A 19147-nucleotide genomic window follows, 5' to 3' on the forward strand; every position below is an offset into this window, starting at 1 on the left:
ACAACCTCGCCCTCACCGGATAGTTCAACGGGCCGCGCAACGACCAACCGTGCCCGAGGCGACCCGAAGATCATTTACGGGACGGCCCTTAGGAAACGGGACTTAACACGCACTGATATGTGCGCTGTGCCCGGACGAATCGTGCGTTGCTGGCGACGCGCTGCAGGTGCCCGGGGCCAGAGCCTGTGTCCCTGGGCTGCCACTGCCCGCCAGTCATGCCTCAGGCTCCTGTGTCATGCTTCTCTGTCCGTTGGCGATCAGCTCAGCGACTGCGAACGAGTCGCACAGCGTGCCGGCCGGGGACATGGGGACGGACCAGTACGACCGCCAGGCAGCCGGGTTGAGCTCGACAGCATCCACTCTCGGAACGCCCAGGTAGGTGCCGCGTCCTAGGCCGTCGACTCCCAGGGCGCGCCATGGGCGGGCCGCTGCCTGCCATTGCACGAGCATGCTGGGTCGCACCAGCGCGTAGTAGCGGCGGCCGTGCGGGTCGCAGATGACGGGGCCGCCGTCGAGGGCCTCGCTGAGGAAGGCGTCGACGGCCGGGGAGGGCATCGTCTCCTCGTCGGCTGCGGCGAGCACGAGGCGGGCGGGTAACCGTACGGCTGCGAAGAGCGTGCCCAGTGGCAGCAGCGCTACGCCTTGGTCGGTCCACTCCTGGCGGGCCGTGCCGGGTGCGCGGGTCGTGGACAGGAGCCAGTGTTCGGTCCCCAGCTGCTGGGTGGTGCGGCTGAGCACGAGCGTTCCGGGATCAGCTTCGACGGGGCGCAGGACGTGCGAGGACTTGCCGGTCACTGGACGGCTCCCAGCGCCCGCGGCGCGGGCATCGGGCGCACGAAGCCCAGGGCCTCGGCGAGTTCGGTGAACAGGCGCTGTCCGTCCGTACGGGACAGCACCAGATCGACGTCAGCGCGGCGCTCGTCGACGGCGTACAGGGCGAGGGGCACGCGCACTTCACCGGTGACCGCGTCGGTGGTGAGCGGCTCGTCGCGCCGGGTGGAGGCATGCAATCGGGAGAGCAATACGTGACCCCGTTTCCGTAGGTGACTGAGCGCGGAGCGTCACCGTAAGGGGCCGGGCAAGAGAGAAGGGGGACAGATTGTCCCCCTGTCCCTGGCTGTCCCTGTCGTCAGCCGGTGGCGACGCCTACCAGCTCGGCCAGGTGACTGGCCTCCTTGCGCATGGCACGCGGGGCGCTGCGCCAGAGGTCAGCCGCGACGTGCCGGGCGGATGGGGTGTAGGCGACGGTCTCGGCACCGATCCGGTGGGCCATCTGCATCACGTGCAGGGCGGCCGTACGGTCGCCGCGCTGCAGGTGGCCGCGGGCGACCTCAACCCACAGGCGGGCCTGCCGCTCGACGGAGGGCATCGTGTCGGGGTCGATGTCGTCTGCCAGGCCGAGGGCCTTCTGAGACTTCCGCAGGTCCGTCGCCACGCTCACAGCGTGAAAATCGACGTTCGCCCGTCCGAAGACAGTGGAGGGGTGCACATAGGCGGGGGGCAGCGACTTGGCGACCTGATCGCCCTTGCCCCAGTACCGCCACGCGTCACCCTCCCGACCCTCGCGGGCGGCAGTCACGGCGGCATGCAGTTGGAGTGCGCCGTAGACGCCTCGCCAGTCGTCGGGCGCGTCGTCCAGATGCGGGCGGATGAGGTCAGCGGCCTCGTTGACGACGCGTAGCGCCTCCTCGGGGTAGGCCGTTTCCCTGAGGATGTTGCCCATGTTCCAGGCCGCGGCCGCTATCGCGGCGGGCTGGTCAGCGTCCTGCGCGGCGGACAGGGCACGGTCTGCCACGACCCACGCAAGCTCAGCCGGCGCCACATAGGCGGTGGCCTGCCCAGTGAGCCGGTAGACGTCGGACAGGGCGACGAGGGCCGCCCGACGCCCCTCGCCGTCGAGAGCGCGCACGGCCGCCTCGGCGTCCCGGATCAGGTCAGGGAGGAGAGACCCGACCTCCGTGCGGTTGTGTTCGGAGGTGTGCCACAGGCGCCAGCTCTGGTCGACGCGCCCCTGCAGAATGGCGGGGTCCGCAGTGCTCGTCGTCCGGGGCGACATGGTGCGTTGCATGACGGCTGTCCAGATGGCCGGCATCGACGGATGGTTCAGCCTTCCGAGCGGCACGGGTGCTGCGGGGCCTTCCGTGTTGCCGGTGATCACGGACAAGTCGGAGAGCTGGAGCGCGGCAGCCAGACGCAACAGCAGCGTGTGTGAGCTTAGTTCGCGCTCGCCTGACTCGATCTTCTTCAGCCAGTCTGGGCCGCGGCCGCACAGCTGGGCGAGGGTGGGACGGGACATGCCGCGCGACTCGCGCAGCACCTTGATTCGTTCGCCGACGCTGAGGGTGGACGAGGTGTCGGACAGCTCGGGCATACTGAAGCTCCGTTCTGTGGTCGCACTCAGAACGGTACGCTGACCGGCCCCCGTGAACTACGGGGGCCGTCGTACTTCCGCCCCCGGAGACAACGCAGAGAGGCCCCCTGCGCCACCCGTGAGGGCAGTGCAGTGGCCCGGCTTAAGATCTCCGGTCGTGGCAGACATCCCCGACGAATTGATCAAGCTGGAACGATCCGCCGAAGAGGCGCACGTGAAACTCGCCGGCTAATCAAGTTCGACTACTCACTGGCGGGGCCACGCCCACGTCGTGATGTCCCCCACGTACACGTCCAACCGGGCGGAGGGCTTGCGCAAAGCTCAGCGCCGCGAGTGCCGGGTGGGCTGCGGGTTTTGCTCATCAATGTGTAAAGGCCCATGGCCCTTCGGGGGACGCACGGGCACGCGGGCCACGGCACGAGCGGCTGTCGTGAAGCGCCGGCTCCCTGCGGTGCGGGGGCCGGCGCCTCGGCGGCACTTGTTACGGGTTGACGCAGCCGATCGAGCCGACCGGATGGTTGTTGCCGGTGGAGGTGGCGGTGAAGCCGAAGCTCACGCTGCCGTCCGGCGCGACGGTCCGGTTGTGGTCGACGTTTCTGACCGTGACCGTGCCGTCGGATCCGGTACTGAGCGTGCCGTTCCAGACCTGGCTGAGCCGGGTGCCGGTGCCGAGTTGCCAGCGCACCGCCCAGCCGTTCATCGGCGACGTGTTGTGGTTCATCACCTGGACGGCTCCCTGGAAGCCGCCGTTCCAGGCGTTCGTCACCGAGTAGACGGCCATGCAGCCGGTGTGCGGGTCGGTCGGGGTGGGAGTCGGCGTGGGCGTCGGGGTCGGGGTCGGGGTCGGGGTACCGCCCGAGCCGCGGATGCCGGTCACCTCTCCGTTTCCGCCGTCGAAGACGATGTCGGAACAGGAGAAGAAGTTCTCCTGGCTGTCCGAGCGCACCCACTGGATGAACAGCACCGCGTCACCCGAGCGGCCCGCGGGCAGGTTCAGGTTCCAGAAGTAGTGCCCGGACTCGCTGCCCGGCGAGCCCGACTGGGCGGGGTTGGTGACGGTCTGGATGAGCTCCAGGTCGCTCCAGTCGAGCGAAGTGCTGGGGGAGTAGCCGGGCTTGGAGAGGTACACCCGGAAGTCGCCCGGGTGGGCCGCCCAGTTGCTGTACCGGACCTGCATGCTCTTCCCGGAGGTCAGATGTGTGCGAGGCCAGTCGGAGCGGGCGGCGTTGTAGCCGGTGAAGTTGTACGGGGAGCGGTCGCCGGCGCTGCACAGCTTGCCGTCCGGCACGTAACCCGCGCCGCGCCCGCCCGCGTTGGAGTCGAGAACGGCGAACCAGTTGTACAGCGCCGTGGATCCGCTCTCCGCCAGCGCGGCCTTGCACGCCGGGTTCGTCGGGTCCAGGGCGCCCGTGCCGGTCTTGGCGTCCAGATAGCAGAGATAGGTCCGCGATCCGGGCATCATCGCCACCCCGTGCGCCTGCGCGCTGCCCTGCCCGAGCAGGGCCAGACCGAGACCGCTGAGCAGGGTGGCGAGCACCGCCGCCAAGGAGAGGAGCCGGTTTCTGCGTCGAACCATGGTGTGCCTCCTGTCGTTCCGTGGCTGTCCGCTGTGGAGCCCCCGCCCGCCCGGGGACGCGGTCGCTCCGGGCGGGCAGGGGAGTGTGGGGATACGCGGATCAGGCGGGCGGTGCGCCCCAGGCCAGGACGGTGCCGAGGTAGCCGGGGATCGCCGGGGCGTCGGTGTACGTCGTGGCGGTGGTACGGCTGTGGTCGCCGACCTCGTTGAACGCGGACCAGTCGGACTTGGCCATCCGGAGCTGGATGTCACCGCTGTCCCGGCCCGCGGCCAGCGAGCCGGCCGAGAACCCGACCTCGAGGTAGGCGTCCGCGCCCGCGACCGGGGTGCTCAGCGGGACGACCCGGAGCTTGACGTTGGAGCAGCCGACCGCGGCGTAGTCGCAATAGGCGTTCACGGTCGGTGAGCCGCCGTCCCGGGTGAAGTAGTAGCGGGCGGTCACCCCGGTCAGGTCGAGAGCGGCGCTGCCGGTGTTGGTGATCCGCAGGCCGGGGCGGATGGCGTTGTCGGTGGCCGAGGAGTCGTTGTTCTTGTAGGCGACCTTGAGGCCGCCCGCCGGGTCGGGGCCGCCGCCGCCCGTCTCTGTGGTGACGCTCAGGGCGGTGGAGGCGGCGGAGACGTTCCCGGCCGCGTCACGGGCGCGCACGGTGTAGCTGTAGGCCGTGGCGGCGCTCAGCCCGGTGTCCGTGTAGGTGGTGCCGGAGGCCGGCGAGCCGACCCGGGTGCCGTCGCGGTACACGTCGTACCCGGTCACCCCCACGTTGTCGGTGGCCGCGGTCCAGGCCAGGGAGACACTGCTCGCGGTCTTGGCGGTGGCCTGCAGTCCGGTCGGGGCGGTCGGGGCGGTGGTGTCCCCCGGGTCGGTGCCGCCCGTCGGCACGGCAGGGTAGGCGTTGCGGACCAACATCAGGAACTGGTTGTGGAACCAGTGGCCGGCCAGCGGTGCGTCGGGCAGCGCCCCGGTCTTGTTGTTGCCGGCGTTCGGCGCGGTGTAGTCGGGGTCGCACATCGGGTCGGCGCGCTTGCCCTCCTCATTGGGGATGTCCTTGCTGGCCCCGTCGGACTCACCCGGCGGCTTGACCCACAAGAAGGCGTCGAGGTGCGAGTCGGGGTATCCCGAGGGCGCGGCCTGCGGCGGCTGTCCGAGCCCGGCTCCGCTCGCGTTGCACCACAGTCCTCGATGCGTGCGCCGGTCGGCCTTGGACTCGTTGACGTAGGTGTCGAGGGTGGTGCTGGTGCTCTCCGCGGTGGGCCGCGCGGGGCCGCCCCAGCCGTTGCGGGAGGTGTCGATCACCAGGCCGGTGGCGGCGGGCCAGCCCGCCGAGACCAGCGCCCGGTGCACGTTCTTCGTGAAGTCCACTTCGTCGAAGTTCGGGTTCCACTCGTAGTACTTGCCCGACTTGACCGGGTTGCCGCCGACCTGCTTGTCGGGGTTGGTCAGGAACGGCTCCTCCAGCGGCGTGTAGTTGGCGACGTTCGTGATCAGCCCGTCGACGCTGCTCAGCCCGGCCGCGGTGCCCCTGGCCACCTCGGTGTACTGCTGCACGGTCTGGGTGAGGTTGTTGTCCCAGCCGAGCCAGCCGGAGTGCGCGTAGTCCAGGTAGGTGTACACGTTCGGGATGGCGTGCAGCTTGTCCAGGGCGTATCGGATGCCCTCGACGTAGATGCCGCTGCTCTTGGCCTGGGCGCACTCGGGGTCGGAGGTGTTGGTGACCAGGTTGGGCAGGCTGTCGGGCTCGACGACGGTGGTGATGCGGATGTCCTGGTACTTGGGGTTCTTGAAGACGTTCGCGATGACGTCGATGTACTCGCTCTTGTAGCGGGCCAGGCCCGCCTGGGTGAGCGGCAGTTCGCCGCTGGAGGCGAGCGCGGCGCAGTCCCGTCCCGGCAGGTCGTACACCACGAAGGTGGCGGTGATCGGCTGTCCGGGCTTCTTCTGGGCGAGCGCCAGGTCGAGGTGGTCGGCCAGGCTCTTGCGTCCTGCGTTGGCCTCACCCCCGTGGACGGCCGCGATCCGGTCCATCCAGACGGCGGTCGGATAGCTCTTGACCTTCTCCATCTTCGCCTTGAGCGCGGCGTCGGAGGTCTGCGCGATGGACGTGCTCACGTGCTCGGCGTAGTCGGGGTTGAGGTAGAAGCTCGCCCCCGCGAAGGGGTTGTCGACATGGGCTTCCGCCGCTGCCGCGGGTTGTCCCCCGATCTGGCCCGCCACCCCGAGCATCAGGGTGGCCAGGGCGGTGGCCAGGGCTGCCGACCGTCGTCGGCGCGTGCGCGGCAGCCAGGCGCCGTCGGCTCTGGTCGGGTTGGTCATCATGCCCTCCTCGGTGGTACGTGCGGGTGTGCCGGTCGTACGTCAGGAGCCGGTGCACTGCGGAGCGGGCGAACCCGCGCCGCCGTTCGCGGTGAAGCCGAACGAGGTGGAGGCGCCGGGGGACAGGGCGCCGTTGTGGGCGGCGTTGCGGACGGTCGCGCGGCCCTGGGCCACGGTCAGGGAGCCGTTCCACAGGCTGGTGACCGTGGAGCCGCCCAGGTCCCAGTCGACGGACCAGCCGGTGAGCGGGCCGGTGCCGGAGTTCTTGACGGTCATCTCCGCCTGGTAGCCGCCGGTCCAGGCCGAGACGACCTTGAACTGAGCGGTGCAGGAGGTGGGTTGGGGCTCCGGGTCAGGGTCCGGGTCGGGGTCGGGATCGGTGCCGTAGGTGAGGCCGTGCCCGTAGGCGAAGAGGGGGCTCTTGCCGTCGCCGTCGTTGATGGGTTGCTGGGAGGCGCTGCGCATCCACGTCAGGGGGAGCTTGCCGGTGGGGGCGTGGTCGCCGAAGAGCACGTCCGCCACTCCGCCGCCCTCGGTGCCGGGCAGCCAGGCCGCCAGCAGGGCGCGCCAGTCCGGCAGTTGGGCGGCGATGTCGAGGGGGCGCCCGGAGACCAGGACCACCACGACGGGCACCCCGCTGGCCTTGAGCCGGCTGAGGGTCTGCAGGTCCTCCTGGTCCAGCCCCATGCCGCCGGGGCGGTCGCCGTGCATCTCGGCGTACGGTGTCTCCCCGACCACCGCGACGGCGGCGGTGTAGCTGCCGTCGATGCCGTTGCCGTAGCGGTCGTAGATGATGCGGGACGGGTCGGTCGCGGTGGCGCGGATGCCCTGGAGGACGGTGGTGCCCTGGGTGACGGGCCCGCTGCGGCCCTGCCAGCCCAGGGTCCAGCCGCCGCTCTGGTTGCCGATGTCGTCGGCGGACTTGCCGGCCACGAACAGCTTGGCGTTCTTCGGCAGCGGGAGGATCGCGCCGTCGTTCTTCAGCAGCACCTGCGACTGCCGCACCGCCTGCCGGGCCAGGGCCCGGTGTTCCGCGGAGCCCACGGTCGGGGTCAACGACCGGTCGGTGAGCGGCTTTTCGAACAGGCCGAGCTGGAACTTCTTGGTGAGGATGCGCCGGTTGGCGTCGTCGACGCGGGCCAGGGGGATCCGCCCGGCGTTCACCTCGCCGCGCAGCAGGGTGAGGAACTTCTTGTAGTCGTGCGGGACCATCACCATGTCGACACCGGCGTTGACGGCCGTGGTGATCTCGGCGCCGGTGAAGCCGCTCTGACCGTCGAGCTGGTCGAGTGCGGCCCAGTCCGAGACGACGAACCCGGTGAAGCCGAGCTCGCCCTTGAGTACGTCGGTGACCAGGTACTTGTGGGCGTGCGAGCGCACGCCGTTCCAGCTGCTGTAGGACAGCATGACCGAGCCCACGCCCCGCCGTACCGCCTCCTGGAAGGGCGGCAGATGGATCGCGCGCAGTTCGGCCTCGGACAGTTCGGTGTTGCCCTGGTCGACGCCTCCGGTGGTGCCGCCGTCGCCGATGTAGTGCTTGGCGGTGGCCAGTACCGACGCCGGGTCGCCGCCCAGGGCGGTGCCCTGCATGCCGGTGACGAACGTGGCCATGGAGGTGGGCAGTTCGGGCTTCTCCCCGAACGACTCGTAGGTGCGGCCCCACCGGTCGTTGCGGGCCACGCACAGACAGGGCGCGAAGGACCAGTCGATGCCGGTACCGGCCACCTCCTCGGCCACCGCCCGTCCGACCCGCTGCACCAGCGCCGGGTCACGGGTGGCGCCGAGGCCGATGTTGTGCGGGAAGAGGGTGGCGCCGCGTACCGCGTTGTGGCCGTGCACCGCGTCGATGCCGTAGATCATCGGGATGCCGAGCGGGGTGGTGAGGGCGGTGCGTTGGAGGGAGTCGTAGGTGTCGGCCCAGGTCTGTGCGTTGTTGGGGCTGACCGTCGAGTCGCCGCCGGAGAGCACCGAGCCGATGCGGTAGGCGGCGAGGTCGGACTGCGGGACGAGTGCGTCCTTCTCGATCTGGGTCATCTGCCCGAGCTTGTCGTCGAGCGTCATCCGGGAGAGCAGATCGGCGACTCGCTGGGGCACCGGGACGGACGGGTCCTGGTAGGGCAGGGCGACGGCGGCGGTCGGGACCTGGGCGGGTGGTGCGGCGGCGAGACCGGTCACGGCGAGGGCCGCGGCGCACAGGGCTGCGACGAGGGCGGGGCGGCGGGCCCGGGGACGTAAGGGCACGCCGGCGCGTGGGGTCGGCGGGCGGGGTGCGGACGCGGTGCGGCTCGGGCTCATGGGGTGCGGCCTTTCCGGGTGCGGGCCGGAGGGGCGGAGGTGGGGGGCCGGGGCCCGCTCTCGTCGGTGCGGGAAGGAGGGCGAGCCCCGGAGGAGGCCGGTGCGGCGTGCCGGCGAGGTCAGGCGCTGGCGCAGGCCGTGCCGTTGAGGGTGAAGGTGCCGGGCTTGGCGAAGGTGCCGCTGTAGGTGCCCTGGAAGCCGAAGGTCTGGCTGCCGCCGGCGGCGATCTGCGCGTTGTGCGCCACGGGAGTCGCCGTCACCGCGCCGGAGGCGCCGGACAGGGTGGCGTTCCAGGCGCTGGTGACGCGCTGTCCGGAGGGCAGGGTGAAGCCGAGCTGCCAGGTGTTCAGGGCTGTGGTGCCGGTGTTCTTGACCGTGACGTCGGCGGTGTAGCCGCCCTGCCAGACGTTGGTCGCGTAGGTCACCTGGCAGGTCGTGGTCGGGTTTCCGGGGCCGCCCGGACCGCCGCCGCCACCGAGGTTGACGGCGGAGGAGAAGGAGTTCACCGCGAGTCCGGCGCCGTTCTGCCACGGCTCGAACCCGGCCTGGACGCTGGTCAGGTACCAGTTGTTCTGCGCCATGCCCCGGGCAACCGTCTGGTCGACGAAGTCCATGACGTCGAAGCTCCAGTTGCTGATCGCCGAGGGAGCGACGAAGGAGATCACGTCGTTGGAGCCGTTGCTGCCGGTCCACACCTGCCAGGTGCGGCCGCCGACGGTGGCGGTGCCGACCTGCGAGCCGATCGGCTGGATGGAGCCCACCCGGTTGAACCAGATCATGATCTCGGTCCGGTTGACGCCGTCGGTGCGGGGCGTCGGGTCCAGCCAGATGTCGTACGAGGCGTTGTAGACGGCGTTCGAGACATAGCTGTACGAGATGCTGCTGGGCGCGGTGGAGATGTTGCTGAGCTGCGCCGGAAGGTTGGTGCCGGGCGAACAGTTGGTGTAGTGGCAGCCGTTGAACACCGACGGGTACGACTTCGGGGCGCCGTTGGTGGGCACCGAGCCGTCGGCCTGGGTGAGGCGGAAGCCGGTGTCGGTGGCGGTGACGCATTGGGTGGCGCTGGTGCCCCAGCGGTTGTTCTGTACGACGTAGCGGCCCTGGATGACGGTCGAGCCGTACTGCTCGCAGATCGTGGTGTCGGCCTGGGCCGGCGGTGCGGCGACGAGGAGAGCCGCGAGCGCGGCGAGAGCGGAGAGCAGTGCGGCGAACAGGCCGCGCGCGGTGCGGGGACGGTGCGGTGACGGTCGCATGCGGGTGCCTCTCTGGAACGTGGCTCGGTTTTCGGGGCTGGTACGGGAGCGCTCCCACCTCCCCACTGGTGGGAGCGCTCCCACTCCGCCGGTTCGGGTCGGACTGTAGGAGTGCTCCCATGTCCCTGACAACCCTGTGCGCACGAATGCGGTCGAAGGGATTTTGAAGTCGCAGGTGAGGCGAGTGCGTCCGTAACCTTTCGACGGGATCCGGGAGTTGGGAGCGCTCCCGAAAGGTTTCGCCCAGGCCCGTCGACCGGCCTCAGGCCGAGCCGCGCACCACCAGACGGGTGCGCAGGATGACATGGCGCCAGGCGACCTCCGGCTGCTCCATCTCCTCCATCAGCAGCCGCACCATGGTCCGCCCGATCTCCTCCAGCGGCTGCCGGACCGTCGTCAGCGACGGCTCGGTGTGCCGGGCGAGCGGGAAGTCGTCGAAACCGATCACCGCGACGTCCTCGGGCACGCGGCGGCCCGCCGCCCGCAGCACCTCGAGGGCTCCGGCCGCCATGGTGTCCGAGGCGGCGAAGACGGCGTCCATGTCCGGGTGCCGGGCGAGGAGTTCGGCCGTCGCCCGGCGCCCGCTGTCCTCGGTGAAGTCGCCCTCGACGACCAGTGAGGGAAGGGCTTCCGCACCGGCGGCGGCCAGTGCCTCCCGGTACCCGCGCAGCCGGCACTGGGTGACGTACATGTCGAGCGGCCCGGTGACGGCGGCGATCCGGCGGCGCCCTCCGCGCAGCAGGTGCTCGACCGCGCCGCGGGCCCCGCCGACGTTGTCCGCGTCCACATAGGTGACGTGCTCGTCGCCCGAGCGGCGGCCGAGCAGCACTGTGGGGAGTCCGGCGTCGGCGAGCATGTCCGGCAGCCGGTCCTCGGCCCGTACGGACAGCAGCAGCACTCCGTCCACCCGTCCGCCGCGCGCGTACTCGACGAGGCGCCGCCGCTCGGCGTCCGTGCGGACCAGGGTGAGCAGCAGCTGCACCGAGGTGTCGGCGAGGGCGTCGCCGACCGAGCGGATGATCTCGGAGAAGAAGGGTTCCCCGAACTGCCGCCAGTCCTGCTCGGTCAGCGCCAGCGCCACCGCGTCCGCGCGCCGCACGGCCAGTGAACGGGCCGCCAGGTTGGGCACGTAGCCCAGTTCGTCGATGGCCCGCTCGACGGCCCGGCGCGTGGACTCCTTCACGCCCGCAGCGTTGTTGACGACCCGCGAGACGGTGCCGCGCCCGACACCGGCGCGAGCCGCGACTTCCTCCAGCGTCGGCGAGCCAGGGCGCTGCCTGCCCATAACCACCCCCAGGACACCCGATCTTACGGGCCGCGCCCCGCTGTGATCGGACACCCCGGAAGATCGGCCGGAGTCGCGCTCCCGCGGCTCGGTCTTGCGCACCTTTCCGGACACCGTCAAGGAGAGGAGTCGATGACCCACACCCAGGCCGGTCTCGGGCCGGGATCCTGTAGGGGTCAACTGCCCCGCGCAGCACGCCCGTACGGCCTCCGGCGTGGGCAGGTCGGCCGGATCGCACGGGATGACGCAGCACCTTCACGCGCAATGGGTCTCGCCGGTGGCGTCACGAGGTGACGGACAGAGGCCATTTCTGAGCGCGAACGGGGAAGACGCTGATGTCTCAAGGGGTGATCGAGCAAGCACCCAGACCTCCGACCCCTGAAGCTGCCACTCGGGAAGCCGCGCCGCCTCGGAGGAAGCGGGCGAAGCCCTTGGGCGAGTGCCGCCACGTTATCGAGGCCGCACACGACAGGCAGGCCGGCGCTCTGGAGCATGGGGTTCACAGCGTCGGGGAAGCACGCGTTCACCACAGCGGTGCCGGGACTGGCCTCGAGGGCAGCAGTTGCCGCCCGAAGCACCGTGGCAGCCTGGAGTGGCAACGTGACTCCGAAGCCCGCCGCACGGACGAGTGAGGCCCAGGCGGAGGCCTGGGCTCACGTCTCGGTGGGTGAAGTCTCCGATGAGGCCACCACGAGGACCTGCGGTTGGTAACGGCTGAGAAGCGGGCGCAGGTCCGCGCCCTGACATTCGCCAGGATCCCCATCTGAGCCCAGGCCGGCGAACAGCCTGGCAACCAGTCACGCCGAAGACCGTTGCAGTGTCAGACCGTGCCCTACGAGCTCGTAACTTGATCTTGTTGCAGTACCGTGGTCCGGCGTGGCCGAGGTGACGATTCCGCCGTTCGGGAGGATGTGAGTACCCGGCCATGGATCGTGGACGACGACTTGCGGGTGTTGAAGATGCGTCCGTTGGGGCTACCGACCTGGTCGGACTCGCCCGTTGGTGAATTGGTCGGTCGCGGCGAACAGTGGCTGTTCTCACCATCTGACGCCCGCAGCAGACACCCTAACTCTCAGCTCGTTGCGGACTCTCGGGTGTCAGCGGTCAGAACCTCCACCAGGGCCTCAACAGGGACAACGGCCTCCGGGGCGGCTGGCGCGAGCACCGGGTCAGGGGGCTGTAACAGGAATCCGCTCCAGACCCGGAAGTCGGCGCTGCCACCTGCCGTGTCGTCACGGAGCACGGGGCGGCTAAGTTTCTGGAGCCGTCGAACGGCGACAGGCACTGGAGCCGTACCCCGAGCTCCCAGGCCCCTTCCGATCCTGCGAATGACCGACGTGGGCCCGAGTTGTAACGGTAGGACGAGCGGAAACGGCTTCTCGGAACCGGCCATTGAGGCACCGTCACCCCGCTAGGCTCGAAAGAGCGCCTCCGACCAGCGGGAATTGCGAAGTCTCACAGGAGTACCCGTACTCCAGCCGAAGTTCGTCATCGATGCCAGGGTCGTGTTGTGGACTGTGCTCGACGTACGCCTCCGCCTGATCCGGCGGAGGCGTACGTACCGGGCTCAGAACGGTGCGGGTGCCGACCACAGCCCGCGCCCGTGCGTCCCCACCAGGAGCCGTCGGCCGTCGGGGGAGACGTCCAGGGAGACGATTCCGGCGTGGGGCAGGGCGCCGGACAGCCGGTGCCAGGTGTACCCGCCCTTGCCGCCGGGCGTGGCCGCGAAGACGCCGACGTCCGTGCCGACGACGACGTGGCCGTGCCACAGGGCGAGCGCCCCGGCGGGTGCGTCGGGCAGGTCGCCGGTGCGGTCCGTCCAGGTGCTGCCGCCGTCGGTGCTCTCGAAGACGTGTCCCTCGCCCGCGCCGGAGACATAACTGCGGGTGAAGCCGCCATACGTGGCCCAGACGTGGCGAGCGTTGTGCGGGTCGACGGTCAGCGAGGTGACGTACCGGTTCGGCAGCGGTGCGGTGAGCCGTTGCCAGGTGCCGCCCGCGTTGGTGTCGATGCCGCTCGCATACGTGGGACCGCTCCAGTCCTCCCAGCCCGCGTAGGTCACGGAACCGTTCGCCGCAAGAGCGGTGACGGCGTGGTTCTCACCGGTGTCGTGGACGTTCTTCCAGTCGCAGGCGGTGGCTGCGCAACGGGTGTCCCAGCCCTTGCCGCCGTTGTCCCAGACGTACCGGCCGCCCGCGACCCAGTGGTTCACGTCGCCCACGTCGGAGGTGTAGGGGGCGATGAACTCCGGGCCGGGGTCGCAGCCCTTCAGGTCGGCGTTCCAGTCGCAGGCGGGGGAGACGTTCGTGAAGGAGGGTGTCTTGTGGTCGGAGCGACCGCCGTTGGTGGTCAGTACCAGGTCCAGGTTGACGTACTCGTTCACGGCACGGTCGGCGTTCGCCGGGTCGGCGAGGACGAAGCCGCCGTCACCGCCCGAGGGTTGGTACAGCTCGCGCGCACCCGGCAGGCTCAGCACGTTGCCGTTGTCCTGGGTGCCGCCCCAGGTGGACAGGGCGCCGGTGGCCGGGTCGCGGGCGTAGACGGCGTCGTAGTACTGCAAGGTGCGCAGGTCCTGGTTGAGGTTGGTCCATCCCTCGGAGGGGAGCAGAGGGTCAGGGTGCAGAGTGGCCGAACGCTCGTAGACACCGCCGTCGTTGCCGAAGTAGACGCGGTGGTCCGCGCCGAAGGCGATGGCGTGCTGGTCGGAGTGGGTCGTCATGGGGCAGCCGCCGGCGACCAGGCCGTCGGTGTAGCACTTCAGGCCGTAGTTCCAGTACGGACCGACCGTCGCCCAGGTCTTTCCGGCGTCCCAGCTCTCGAAGACCTCGGAGAAGGCAGCGTAGACGTGGTTCGGGTCGGCGGGGTCCACGGCGACGTACTGGTTGTACCAGGCGGCGCCGGCCGGGTCGCTGTTCTGCGCGCCCGCCTCCTTGAGGACGTCCTCGTCGGCGACGGCCGTCCAGGGGCCGGACGCCTCGCCGCCGGCCGAGCGGTACACAGCACCGTCGTCGCTACCGTTCGCGCCGTCGCCGACAAGGGCGAACAGCTCGTGGCCGTCGGCCGAGTACGACAGGGTGGACCGGCCCGGGGTGACGCCCGTGAGGTCGCCGGCCGGGATGACCTTGTGCCAGGTGCCGGGTGTGCCGTAGTCGTCGGACGCGTAGATGGCGTTCGCGTCGCCGGCGTAGGTGAACTGCCGTGCGATCACGGCCACGACCGTGCGCCCGCCGGTCCCGGGGCGTACGGCGACGTCCGTGGCCGCCGAGGAGAAGCTGGTGTCCGGGGCGCCGGGGGCGAGAACGACCGTCCAGTCGGAGGTGATGTCGTCGGCATCTCGACGCAGGACGCCCTCGTTGGTGGCGGCGTAGACGTGGCCCCCGCCGTCGAAGGTGATCCGAGGGACGACACTGCCGTCCATGCGCTTGCCGACCTGCTCCCAGGTACGGCCCCGGTCGGTCGACCGGTAGATGCCGAGGCCGGTGTAGGAGTCGCCGGAGTTGCTGGGCTCGCCGGTGCCGATCCACAGGGAGTGGTCGGCGGGGTTCACGGCCAGGGCGCCCATGGCGAGGGTCTGCTGATGGTCGGAAAGGGGCCGCCAGTGCCGTCCGTCGTCGTCCGAGCGCCACAGGCCGCCGTCGGCTGCGCCCATGTAGACCGTGTGCCCGTCGACGGCGAGGGAGGAGACGCGGCCGCTGTTCAGGCCGTATCCGGCGCCGAAGTTCGACGAGACGGAGTCGGCGTATCGCTTGTCCTCCTGTTGGAGAGGGACGTCGGTGACTTCCCGCCAGGAGGTCGGGACGGTCGGTAGAAACTCTGCCTGGCTCCAGGCATGGGGCAGCGCGCCCGGCGCGACCGTTGCGCCGGGCGCCGTCTTCATGCGGGCCTGCTGCGCGAAGGCGGCGGTCGGGTCGTCGTGGTCCGTGCCGTCGTCGCCGTCGTCGTCGTTCGCGATCAAGGCGTGGACGGCGGTGTCGTGAGAGGTGTCGACCGGGCCGGGTCTGAGGTGGGTGCCGGGGTTGCCGGTGGTGGCGGGCGACGCCGCGTCGGCGCGGCCTGCCACCAGTATCAGGGCGCAGGCGGCGACGATGGCCGCCAGAGCCCCATGTGGGGGGCGGTTGAGATGCATACGCCTGATCCCACAGCAACCACTTGAACCTTTGAGATACGGCGCGGCCATTCTTCTGCAAAGATCATCTCCCGTGCTGGTCAAGGGAGTTGAGTGAGTCGACGAGTCGACTTCAGCCCCTTCGCCGTCCCCTTCGAAACCGGCCCGGCCGGTGCCGCAGCGCCTCCAGCACAGCGCCCACGTCCCGCTTGCCGGCAGACCCCGTCGGACGACGGCACCATGCGCTTGTCGACCAGCCCCCACAAACCTGTTTGCGGCAGGCGTGCCGCATCCGCTGCACCGCCGTACGCGTCACCCGGGCGAAGCCGAGCGGCGCCAACTCTTACGCTCCGGCCACACGCAGCAGCGGTGCCACGGTCAGCTGCACCTCTTGCGCGGGGAGGCTGGCGCCGATCGCCCGCATCTGGCCGCCCTTCGGCCGGCCCAGAACCTGGGCCTATGCCGGCGGGCTGCCCGTCGCCGACTCCGTGCGCTTCCTGCCGGTCCTGCCGGAGGCGGTGGTAGAGATCGAGGTCGACCAGGCTAGGCCGGAGTTCGGCCGTTATCGACACAGACCGCGGGGCCGACGGGTTCGCGTGACCTGACACCTGAGCTCGTCGACGAGGGGCGTTGATCCAGAAGGCGGTCCGATTCCTGAAACGGGTATTCGTCAAAGTAGTCGAGGATGCATACTAGGGATATGGCTGACACGACTGTCAAGATCGATACAGAGACGCGCGACCGGTTCGCGGCCCTCGCCGCCGCCCGCGGTATGAGTGTCCGCGCCTACCTCGCGGAACTGGCTGTCGAGGAGGAGAACCAGGCCAAGCTGTCCACGGCCACAGACGCCTTCCGCGCCGCTATCCGGCGCCCGGGCTTCGCTGAGGCCTTCGACCGTGACTTCGGCGGGCTTCCTGCCCTGGCCCCCCGCCGGGCGGCCTGACCTTGGAACTGCACGTCGACATCCGCTGGCTCCTCGACCGACAGGAAGAACTCCTCGGCAAGGACCTCGCGGTACAGGACTACTCCGCCCTGGTCGCCGCTGTCGCCCGCCACCGGGTGAATACCCCGGCCTTGGACGAGGGCTCGCCCGACGCCTACTGGCGAGCGGCGGCGCTCATGGAACAGATCGTGCTGATCAGGCCCCTGCCGGCACGCAACGAGTTCTACGCCTACGGCGTCGCCGTGGCCTACATCGAGGCCTCCGGGGAGACTGTGGACGCCCCGTACGAACAGTGGCGGGACCTGATCACCGACATCCGTGCACTACGGCTCACCGTCTACGACATCGCCGACCGGCTGCGGTCCTGGCGCAGCAACGGGTGAACAACACTCGCTCGTGGTATGCCCCGGTTCTGATGGAGTCCTTCTGGGCCCGCGTCCAGGTCGAACTATTCAACCGCAGACGGTGACGGACGCGTCTGGAGCTGTCCACCGCGCTCTTCGAGTACCTGGAAATCTTCCATAACCGACAGCGCAGGCACTCCGCGCTGGGCATGCTCAGCCCAGTGGAGTACGAACTCCGCACCCACCGGTAGCGTGAAACCAAGCAACTCGACTCCACCCAACTCGGGGCAGTCCCGAGCCTCCATTAGACCCGGAGCGGTTCACTCTGGCAGGTACGAGAAGCATGGAGTGATCAACCGGTGAGTTCGGGCCCGGGGCTGGCCGGTCAGCCCGGTAGGTACCCCGGGAGTGCACCGTGCGTAGAACTGCTGGGGTGTGAGTGAGTCGTGGAAGCAGTGACGGATGTCGTCGGTGTGGACGAGAGTCCGCTGAGCGCCCCGGCCTCGATGAGTGCCGGGGGCTTGTGATCGTCTGCGAGCCCTGTTCGTGATCGCGGCAGCTTGTCCGGAGCTTCGTCAGGCGAGTGAGGTCCACACGCTCTTGATTTCGGTGTACAGGTCGATGGCGCCTCTGCCCATCTCGTGTCCCCAGCCGCTGGTGCCGAAGCCGCCCCACGGGGCGGAGGCGTCCACGGGGTTGGGCATGTTGATGAAGACGGTCCCGGCACGGACGGCACCGGCGACACGGTGGGCGGTGGCCACGGCGCGGGTCCAGACGGCGGCGAGGCCGTACTCGGTGTCGTTGGCGCGGGCGACCGCCTCGTGCTCGTCGTCGTAGGGGAGGACGGAGAGCACCGGGCCGAAGATCTCCTCGCGGGCGATGCGCATGTCGTCCCGTACGTCGGTGAAGACGGTGGGCCGGTAGAAGTAGCCGGGCAGATCCTCGTCGCGGGTGCCGCCCGTGACGAGGGTGGCGCCCTCCGCCGTGCCGCTGCGGACCAGCGCGTCGACGTGCGCCAGGTGGTCCGCGGTGACCAGCGGGCCGAGTTCCGTCTCGGGCGCCCGGCCCGGCCCGAGGCGCATCTGGCCAGCGGTCTTGGCGCAGCGCTCGGCGAACTCGTCGGTGAGGGAGCGGTGGACGAGGAAGCGGGTGTACGCGGCGCGCACCTGGCCGCTGTTGAGCAGCGCGCCCTGGAGGCAGCCGGCCACGGCCGGGTCGAGGTCGGCGTCGGGCAGCACGGTGCTGGGTGCCTTGCCGCCCAGTTCCAGCGAGACTCGCTTCAGGTTTCCGGCCGAGCTCTGCACGATCGCGCGGCCCGTCTCCGTGGAGCCGGTGAAGGAGACCTTGTCCACTCCCGGGTGCTCGACCAGGGCGCGGCCGACCTCCGGACCGCCGGTCAGCAGGTTCACCACTCCGTCCGGGACGCCCGCCTCCTGGCACAGCTGCACGAGGCGGAGCGTCGTCATCGGCGTCTGTTCGGCGGGCTTGACGATCACCGTGTTGCCGCAGGCCAACGCCGGTGCGATCTTCCAGCTCGCGATCATCAGCGGGAAGTTCCAGGGCGTGATCAGCGCACACACGCCGACCGGCTCCCGCTTGGTGTACTGCAGCACGTTCGGGAACGACACGGGCGCGGTCTCGCCATAGAGCTTGGTGACCCATCCCGCGTAGTAGCGGAAGTGCTCCGCGGCGCTCCTGACGCTCACCATGCGCGAGATGCCGATCGGCTGGCGCTGGTCGCGGGTCTCTACTGCTCAATTCTGCTTTCGGTGGGTATAGCTGCTGGTAGCGGGGTGGTTGCGGGTGCTCGGGGGCGGGTGCTGGATCATGGTGCTGAGGGCACGGCCGGGCCGTGACGAGGGTGAGCAAGCGGTGGTTCACCGCCTGGCGGCTGCCAGGAAGGCGCCGAAGGTTCTGGTGGAGCGGTATCGGATGGTCGAGCTGAGCTGGGACGGCTGGCTGGTCCCGCAGATCGCAGGCGAGCTGAGGTGCAGTCAGAAGACGGTGCGTCGCTGGCTGCACCGCTTCAACCGCTCGGGTCTTGAGGGCCTGGAGGATCTGGGCGGGCAGGGCCGCAAGCGAAGGATCACCGAGGCCGAACGCTCCCGGATCATCGCGATGGTCAAGCAGACCCCGCCCGGCCGGCTCGAGGTGCAGCCGTCGAACGAGATGTGGGCCGCGGACGAGTCGGGGCCCTCGGAGTGGACCTTGGACACACTGGCTGCAGCGGCCCGGGACCTGGGCATCGAGGTCAGTCGCTCCCAGGTGCGCCGGATCCTGCTGGCCGAGGGCGTGCGCTGGCGGCGCACGCGCTCGAGAGATGCGGACTTCGAGGGAAAAGGACGTGGATCGTCGAGCTCTACAACCAGCCCGCCCGCCGGCGCGACGGTCGTCTGCGCCGGCGATCGGGCGCAGGCCGCCTCGGGGCAGCGGAAGGCGCCCTGGCGAGGCCCGGCCCGGCACCCGGGAAACGGTGGCCGAGGTACTGGGTTGGGCCCCTCGCGTTCCGGGCGGCTTGAGCAGGGTCGCCGCCCCGCTCGCCGCTCATCTCGCAGCTCTCGAAACGGCCTTTGACGTTCGTTCCTTGCCGAACCGCCGGCACCCGAAGGCCTTCGACAGCGAGGCCCCCTGTGTGACGTGGATCACGACGATGGGAAAACCTGT

At 70.0% G+C, this 19147-nt stretch carries 12 protein-coding genes and 2 pseudogenes; 4 read left to right on the forward strand and 10 right to left on the reverse strand.

Annotated elements, in window-relative coordinates:
* Positions 1-213: 213 nt before the first annotated feature.
* From PH203_RS40030 to PH203_RS40070, 9 genes are all read right to left on the reverse strand, one after another.
* Complete coding sequence (locus PH203_RS40030) at positions 214-795, reverse strand: hypothetical protein (protein WP_289926842.1); 582 nt, start codon at positions 793-795, stop codon at positions 214-216.
* Positions 792-1010 (reverse strand): hypothetical protein, encoded by a 219-nt coding sequence (locus PH203_RS40035; RefSeq protein ID WP_289926844.1) that lies wholly within the window; start codon positions 1008-1010, stop codon positions 792-794. The genes PH203_RS40030 and PH203_RS40035 overlap by 4 nt, the downstream gene beginning before the upstream one ends.
* A gap of 119 nt (positions 1011-1129) precedes the next feature.
* Positions 1130-2371, reverse strand: a complete 1242-nt coding sequence (locus tag PH203_RS40040) for a helix-turn-helix transcriptional regulator (protein ID WP_289926845.1) — start codon at positions 2369-2371, stop codon at positions 1130-1132.
* Between the two features lie 481 nt (positions 2372-2852).
* Complete coding sequence (locus PH203_RS40045; protein WP_289926846.1) at positions 2853-3947, reverse strand: lytic polysaccharide monooxygenase; 1095 nt, start codon at positions 3945-3947, stop codon at positions 2853-2855.
* Positions 3948-4047: 100 nt separating this feature from the next.
* Positions 4048-6258, reverse strand: a complete 2211-nt coding sequence (locus tag PH203_RS40050) for a glycoside hydrolase family 6 protein (RefSeq protein ID WP_289926847.1) — start codon at positions 6256-6258, stop codon at positions 4048-4050.
* 42 nt (positions 6259-6300) lie between these two features.
* Positions 6301-8553 (reverse strand): glycoside hydrolase family 3 N-terminal domain-containing protein, encoded by a 2253-nt coding sequence (locus PH203_RS40055; RefSeq protein ID WP_289926849.1) that lies wholly within the window; start codon positions 8551-8553, stop codon positions 6301-6303.
* Between the two features lie 119 nt (positions 8554-8672).
* Complete coding sequence (locus tag PH203_RS40060) at positions 8673-9806, reverse strand: cellulose binding domain-containing protein (RefSeq protein ID WP_289926850.1); 1134 nt, start codon at positions 9804-9806, stop codon at positions 8673-8675.
* A 262-nt stretch (positions 9807-10068) separates the two neighbouring features.
* A complete protein-coding gene (locus PH203_RS40065; protein WP_289926851.1) occupies positions 10069-11091 on the reverse strand; it encodes a LacI family DNA-binding transcriptional regulator in 1023 nt (340 codons plus the stop codon).
* Positions 11092-12658: 1567 nt separating this feature from the next.
* Entirely contained in the window at positions 12659-15217 is a 2559-nt protein-coding gene (locus PH203_RS40070; protein ID WP_289926853.1) for a hypothetical protein, read from the reverse strand.
* Between the two features lie 679 nt (positions 15218-15896).
* On the opposite strand from PH203_RS40070, the gene PH203_RS40075 reads away from it, so the two are divergent.
* The 3 genes and pseudogenes from PH203_RS40075 to PH203_RS40085 form a co-directional block, all read left to right on the forward strand.
* On the forward strand, positions 15897-16139 hold the full coding sequence (locus PH203_RS40075; RefSeq protein WP_289926854.1) for an antitoxin MazE7: 243 nt from the start codon (positions 15897-15899) through the stop codon (positions 16137-16139).
* Between the two features lie 2 nt (positions 16140-16141).
* Positions 16142-16522 carry a toxin Doc gene (locus PH203_RS40080; RefSeq protein ID WP_289926856.1) on the forward strand — a complete coding sequence of 127 codons (381 nt, stop codon included), beginning with the start codon at positions 16142-16144 and terminating at the stop codon, positions 16520-16522.
* Positions 16523-16611: 89 nt separating this feature from the next.
* A pseudogene (locus PH203_RS40085) lies at positions 16612-16734 on the forward strand (IS3 family transposase); the annotation flags it as partial.
* 324 nt (positions 16735-17058) lie between these two features.
* Here PH203_RS40085 and PH203_RS40090 read toward each other — a convergent pair.
* Positions 17059-18222, reverse strand: a pseudogene (locus PH203_RS40090) (aldehyde dehydrogenase family protein); the annotation flags it as partial.
* A gap of 88 nt (positions 18223-18310) precedes the next feature.
* Between PH203_RS40090 and PH203_RS40095 the strand changes: the two are divergent.
* Positions 18311-19057 (forward strand): helix-turn-helix domain-containing protein, encoded by a 747-nt coding sequence (locus PH203_RS40095; protein WP_289926857.1) that lies wholly within the window; start codon positions 18311-18313, stop codon positions 19055-19057.
* The last annotated feature ends 90 nt before the right edge of the window (positions 19058-19147 follow it).

The sequence above is a fragment of the Streptomyces sp. S.PB5 genome (assembly GCF_030403745.1).
In the GTDB taxonomy this organism is placed as follows: Bacteria; Actinomycetota; Actinomycetes; order Streptomycetales; family Streptomycetaceae; genus Streptomyces.